Origin of the sequence: Parablautia muri (genome assembly GCF_009917485.1) — a bacterium.
Lineage (GTDB): Bacteria > Bacillota > Clostridia > Lachnospirales > Lachnospiraceae > Suilimivivens > Suilimivivens muri.
The window spans coordinates 22,089-28,741 of the sequence record NZ_QZDT01000048.1 but is presented as its reverse complement, the minus strand read 5'-3'; the positions used below and the strand labels follow the sequence as shown (position 1 = coordinate 28,741).

General features: G+C 43.1%; 6 protein-coding genes. All 6 read right to left on the bottom strand.

Features of this window, described 5'->3' with window-relative positions; translation table 11 throughout:
• Positions 1-704: tyrosine-type recombinase/integrase (locus D5281_RS19520; protein WP_277935471.1), on the bottom strand; the 704-nt coding region annotated here is incomplete at its 3' end.
• Entirely contained in the window at positions 704-1,918 is a 1,215-nt protein-coding gene (locus D5281_RS19515) for a site-specific integrase (RefSeq protein ID WP_277935470.1), read from the bottom strand. The genes D5281_RS19515 and D5281_RS19520, both read right to left, overlap by 1 nt.
• Before the next feature lie 194 nt (positions 1,919-2,112).
• The gene (locus tag D5281_RS19510) at positions 2,113-2,292 is read right to left on the bottom strand and encodes a hypothetical protein (protein ID WP_004066881.1); all 180 of its coding nucleotides are present in this window, start codon (positions 2,290-2,292) and stop codon (positions 2,113-2,115) included.
• A complete protein-coding gene (locus D5281_RS19505) occupies positions 2,292-2,759 on the bottom strand; it encodes a DUF6075 family protein (RefSeq protein WP_160561743.1) in 468 nt (155 codons plus the stop codon). Before D5281_RS19505 ends, D5281_RS19510 begins: the two co-directional genes overlap by 1 nt.
• Before the next feature lie 192 nt (positions 2,760-2,951).
• Positions 2,952-4,505 (bottom strand): coproporphyrinogen dehydrogenase HemZ, encoded by a 1,554-nt coding sequence (gene hemZ, locus D5281_RS19500; RefSeq protein WP_160561742.1) that lies wholly within the window; start codon positions 4,503-4,505, stop codon positions 2,952-2,954.
• Between the two features lie 37 nt (positions 4,506-4,542).
• Complete coding sequence (gene glmS / locus D5281_RS19495) at positions 4,543-6,360, bottom strand: glutamine--fructose-6-phosphate transaminase (isomerizing) (RefSeq protein WP_160561741.1); 1,818 nt, start codon at positions 6,358-6,360, stop codon at positions 4,543-4,545.
• Between the last annotated feature and the right edge of the window lie 293 nt (positions 6,361-6,653).

Sequence of the window (6,653 nt, the reverse complement as noted above, 5' to 3'; positions counted from 1 at the left end):
TACAAAAAAAGAACAGGGTACATATTTCTACATACACTGTTCTTTGCATCGTCCTTATCTAAATGACATTGGTCTTTTTCCCACCAGATTTTATCTGCATAGGATATACAGGCTTCTTTTACGGAATCTGATAATGGGATATACCGGTCACGGTCAGTCTTTGCTTCACGGATCGTAAGAATCCTATCTTTGAGATTCACATCCCTGCAGCGAAGTCCGACAACTTCTGACACACGAAGCCCACAGCCATAAAGAATCCGGAAGATCACTGGTAACGCCAGATGCATATTTCTTGCAACTTCTTTGGGTTCTGTTTCATCAGCGGCTTTGATCACAGCTGCTATCTGCTCATGCGTAAATATATATGGTACAAATGAACTGTGATTCAAACCCTTCACTTCTGGCATGATATAAGCGTCATAACCAAGGTTATTAAGGTATATGGCAAACTGTCTTATGCAGGTAATGCGGTGTGACCGACTTTTTTCGGATTCACCTGCCCGGGGCGCTGTCCATTTTTCTGCAAGGGAGCGGGATATTTTTATTTCTGTGACACCCTGTTCTTCACTGAAACGGCAAAACCGGGATAAACATTTCGGTTCATCTGCATATTTAAAACCTGTGCTTCTTTTGTACTGAATGAATTCCTGGGCAACTTCCGCAAATGAACCTGTCATGGATGGGGATTTTCTGACTCTTGTCATTAGATTGCCACCTCCAATGCGCATTTCCGAAGCTCGGTGATATCAATATGAAGATATGCCATTGTAGTTTCAGTAGTTGTGTGCCCCAGGATTTCTGAAATGACCGGAAGCGGAATCTCATGCTCCAACAGGCGACTCGCAAGGCTGTGGCGGAGTGTGTGGGAGCCTTTCTTTTTCCCTTTAAGATGGATTCCCAATCTCTGGAGACGTACCCTTACAAGGGCGCCGACCGCACCCGGATTGAAATCCGTGTAAGGAGGAACCTGCCTCACAAAAACGTGATCCGAATCGGTTTTAGGCCTTGCGTTCTTCAGATAGTTAATGATCGCTTCGCCAACATCTTCTAAAAGAGGAAGTTCTAACGGATTTCCTGCTTTTACCTGGTTTAAATGGATTACTTCTCTTTCCCAGTCGATATTGGAAAACCTTAAATTTGCGACATCGCTGCTGCGTAATCCAAGTCTTGCAATCAGAAGAATGATTGCATAATCACGGATTCCGCAGAGATTCCCAAGGTCAATCGAATCAAGAAGTTTCGTCACCTCATTCGCTGAATACGAAGAAGGTAATCGGATCTGCCTGTTGTAATGAGGGTTTGGAAGTTTTGAAAACATCTCCTGCTCCATAAGACCATGTTCATAGCAGTATTTCAGATAATAGCGCACCGCACGCATTGTATGATTTATGGTTGGTTTTTCATAACAGTTCAAAGATGCCATGAAATCCAAAACGTCTTTGAGAGACAGTGTATCTAAAGAAGCAATGTTCTTCCTGCTTAAAAACGTAAAAAAGCGTTCCAGATATAAACTGAAAATCTTATTTGATTTTTTTATTATCCCGATATCTTCTCGATGGGAAATATATGCTTCTGCGCTATATCTAAATCCCTCTGGGAAAGTATACGCTCTTTTATCCATGGCAAAATAAAGAACTACATTCCCTGAACTCTGGTATTCTGCCAAAGCATTTATACAACGGGAATAGGCGGTACACCATTTTTTCAACGCTATCTTAGATGACATAGAATAATGGTCTTCTAAAAACTGTAATCCAAAATCCATGCTGAAAGAATCAGTACCTTGTTCGTGGGAGTAGAGCAAAAGCTGTTTTGTAAGAGTTTTAAATACTTTTTGGTAATAGCTGGATGCACCTGCCTGTACGAGTGCTTCCCCGGTTTGGTTGATCAGTTGCTGCAAAGTTAATTTTTCCATCATGTGTTCCTCCTTAAGTGATTTGATAAAATACACTTAAATCGTGATAGATTATGGAAAGTAAATCAACCTAAAAATGCTTTATTCATAAGGATTTCTATTGCCAACTTTGCATAATATATAGCTTTTCATAACCGACTCCGCCTTTCTGGTTTGCGATTGCGATTATTTTACACATGATAATTCTCCTTTGCTTTCTACTGGTTTTCTTTTACGTTGCTTTTCCTGACTTCCACATAAGTCCTGTAATATTTCTTTGTCCCTTTGTTTGGGAACATATCGGAAAACTCCGTCACCTCGATTTTCGGGTTCCTCTGTAAAATCTTCCCGAACCACTTAATATCGTTCTTTGTTCCCATAAGCCTGACTTTTAACATCAATCCCGTCCTCCGAACATGGCGTACAGATTGTGGTTATACGTTGCATATTCCGGATACCTGATCTGTACCGCCTGCCAAAAATAAGGTGCATAGGCACAGCAGAATAATTCCTCCACTGTATAAAGCCTGCACTCGTCCACCTGTTCCTCCGCATCATCATAATCAAAGACACTTGGCGTACCATTGCAGTAAAGGTTAAACGCCATCCTGACTACTTTTAAACTCCCGCTGGTCTGCCATCCTTCATGCAGACACTCCGTTTTTACACAGCCTGTCTTAAAGTTATAAATGCTTTTGATATTTCTTCTTGTGTCATCGCTGATACCAAGACAATATACAAGTGCTTTGTGGTACACGTCCTGATACCTGACCTCTTTCAATTTCTCATAGTAGAATTTTTCATGTGCATCGCTGATAAAAATAATCGCTTTCTCTTTTTCTGCTCCTAACGCTGTACTACTCATTCTTTCTTCCTCCATTCTTGATGATTGACTATAACAAACAAGGACAGCCCTATTCGTTAGAATAAGATTGTCCTTTAGGCGCTATATTAGGTTGTTCCTCTACATCATCAAGTATTATTCAGTACTACCGGGTAAAAAATTGATGTACAATTGATGTACTAACCCTATTTTAATGTACAACAAAAACTCTTTTTAATCCTCAAGAAGTTTCCGTTTTCTCTCAATCATTTCGTCAATTCTTTCTATGAAAGACGCTACATCCTTGACATTTTCGCATCTTTCGATACGTCCGTCAGGATATACCCTTTTTGATATGCTCCCGGCTCCGACAGCGATAATGGTCTGTTTTTCCTCCATAATCAATATATTATAAATCCCAAACTTATGCCCCTCCGTGCTTTGCCGCATACTTGCAACGTCAGTCTCATCCGTCCTCTTTAAGCTCTTTCCACCCTTCTCCTCTTTTCCAGCCCTGGCATATCCCACATTTTCAAAATTACCGGACATATTTTTCTGGCGGTACAGATAATAGGGCGCCATTCCCATCCGCCTGGCCCCTTCTGCCATGATATGCATGGTTTCATCCGTATTTTTCAGGGAAGATATTCCATTTTCCATCACCCACTGATTTAACCTGGAAGCCCGCTTAATGGCCAGCGAATGTACCGTAAGGCTGTCCGGATTTAGTTTTTCGATTTCTGTCATGGTTTTTTGCACATCTTCTATGGATTCTCCCGGCAATCCCAGAATCAAATCCATATTGATGTTAGTAAAACCAACCTCCCTTGCCATGGCAAAAGCTTCCCTCACCTGTAAAACCGTATGCTTTCTCCCGATTAAATCTAAGGTCTCCTGTTTCATTGTCTGGGGATTGACTGAAATTCTGTTGACCCCATACTCTTTCAGCACACTAAGTTTTCCCGGTGTGATGCTGTCCGCACGCCCTGCCTCAACCGTAAATTCCTTCAGATTAGAAAGGCTAAAGCTATTTTTTATTTTGGAAAGAAGTCTTGCAAGCTCCTCCGGCTCTAAAGTGGTTGGTGTCCCGCCGCCAATATAAATGGTATCTAATACCTTATCCTTATAGCTTTCCGCCACAAAATCAATTTCCTTTTCCAGTGCATCCAAATAAAAACCGATTTTCTTTTTCCAGGAAGCAATCGGATAGGAGGTAAAGGAACAGTACAGGCAAGTGGTGGGACAAAAAGGAATCCCAATATACAGGCTATACCCATTCTCATAGTGAAGATCATCAAGCAGTATCTTTTCTCTTTTGGCAATCTGTAAAGACAGCTCTCCCTTTTCATCACTGATGAAATAGGTATCTTTCATATACTTTAAGATATCCTCATCCCTTCTGCCCTCCTCCAACATAGACATAGGAATTTTGGTTGGGCGAATTCCTGTAAGCGTTCCCCAGGGAAGCTTCTTTCCCGTATGTTCTGAAAGTGCCTCGTAGATCAGCTTCTTTAAGCGGTTTTTCACCTCCGGCCGCTCTATGCCCGCAGGCAGCAACGCTTTCCGGCCACCAAAAGAAGCCGTTCCGCTCCCCCCACTGACATGGGTAAGCCAAACAGCTTCCTTCTCTAAATGAATATGCAAAGTTTCCTTTGAGTCTGAGCTTTCTTCCTCTCCAACTAGTACCTTTACTTCATCAGCAGGATAAAAAGCTTTCACCAGAGAATGAATATCATACTCAAATCCTGACTGATTTACCGTAACTTTAATAAACTCTTCTTTCTTCATCTTGTCATTGTTTCCCTTATCTTTTAAAGTTTTATCTTTATTCCACCGTTACTACTTTGGCCAGATTTCTTGGCTTATCTACGTCCAATCCCTTATCAAGGGATACATAGTAAGCAATCAGCTGTAACACAATGGAGGCCGGCATCACCATAAAAGGATCATCCATTTTCGGCAGTCTGTAAACACAGCTCCACTGTTCGCCTTCATCCAATGTCTCATTTTCCTTGATTAGAAGTACTACTCTTGCCCCTCTGGATTGAACCTCACGGATATTGGAAAGCTCCTTGCTCTTTAGTTTATCCTGTGTCACCACCGCAACCACCGGCGTATCCTCCGTAATCAGCGCAATGGTTCCATGCTTGAGCTCGCCGGAAGCATAGGCCTCCGAATGAATGTAGGAAACCTCCTTTAACTTAAGAGATCCCTCCAGCAAAATAGAATAATCCAGCCCGCGTCCAATCATAAATACATCCCGGGCATTTAAAATCACGCCGGCCAGACGGTGGATTTCCTCTTTTGTGTCCAACACCTTTGCCATCACCTTGGGGACACGCTGCAGCTCATTCATAAAGACCAAAAGCCTTTCTTCTTCCCACAGCCCTCTTGCCATAGCCATCCTTGCCGTGATCAGGTACAGAACCGCAAGCTGGGTGGTATATGCCTTGGTACTTGCCACTGCAATCTCCGGCCCTGCGTTGGTGTAAATCACATACTCGCTTGCCCGGGCAATGGACGCCCCCTTTACATTGACCACAGAAATACTGGGAGATCCACATTTTCTTGCAAACTTAAGCGCCTCCAAGGTATCAATGGTCTCACCTGACTGGGAAATCGCAATCACCAATGTGTCTTTGTTCACCACGGGATCATTATACATAAATTCCGAAGCCATCACAACATCCACGTGAATGCCAATCATCGCCTGAATCAGGCTTTTTCCAACCAGCCCTGCATGCATGGCGGTTCCGCAGGCTATCACACAGATTCGTTTACAGTCTGCAAGCACCCTATCCGGTATCCCTTCTTCCGAAAAATCAGGCTTTCCATCCCTGATTCTGGGCAATATCGTTTCCTCTATCACCTGGGGCTGTTCCATAATCTCCTTTTCCATATAAAAAGGGTAACCGCCCTTGCCGCTGCGGCTTACATCCCAGTCTACCTTAAGCCATTCGATTTCCGCCTTATCTCCGGATAAGTCAAACATATCGATTCCCTCAGGTGAAAGGCAGATTACATGAAATTCGGGCACCACAAAATAATCTGTGGTAAAAGGCACGATTGCCGCCACATCGGAAGACAGCATGGCTCCGCTTTCTGTGACAGATGCTACAATAGGGCTTACATTACGGACAGCAAATACTCTATCCGGCTGATCTTCGAACAGAATTGCCAGCGCGAAGGTTCCCTTAAGCTTGAGCACTGTCTTGCGTACTGCCGAATAAGGATCCCCTGTATAAAAGTGTTCCAGTACGGCCGCCACCACTTCACTGTCCGTCTTGGATTGCAGCTGTCCCTCTAAACCGTACTTTTCTGTCAGTTCCTTATAATTTTCAATAATGCCATTGTGTATCAGTGTAACTTTACCAAATTTATGGGGATGGGCATTTTGATCCGACACGCCGCCATGGGTAGCCCACCTGGTATGGCCTATTCCGCACTGTCCCTCCGGCTTTTGCTCCTTGCACAGTTTCCGCAGATCCTTCACTCTGCCTGCCTGTTTGACAATCTGTGTCTTTCCTTCATCCAAAAGAGCAATTCCTGCGCTGTCATATCCTCTGTATTCCAAAAGCTCTAATGCATCCAGCATAATCATCCCTGCATTGCCTTTTCCTGTATATCCAATAATTCCACACATTTTGTTTCCCTCATTTTTTCTATAAATTTATTATATGCTCTATCTGCACCCACCGCGCTTAGAGCTTACCTATTCTATTACGATTTCATAACATACCTGCGTTATACCGTATTTGTTTTGCAGTTACCCGCATATTTGTCGATATATCACGCATCACAGGCGATACGAAAGAGCATCCGCCGAATTTTCGATCACTCTTTACCTCGTCAACCTCTCACGCAGTTCCTGCTTTTGCAGATGCGCTCCCTGAAAGGTCATGGCGCTAAATAAGGGAAACAATGACAATTTAATCA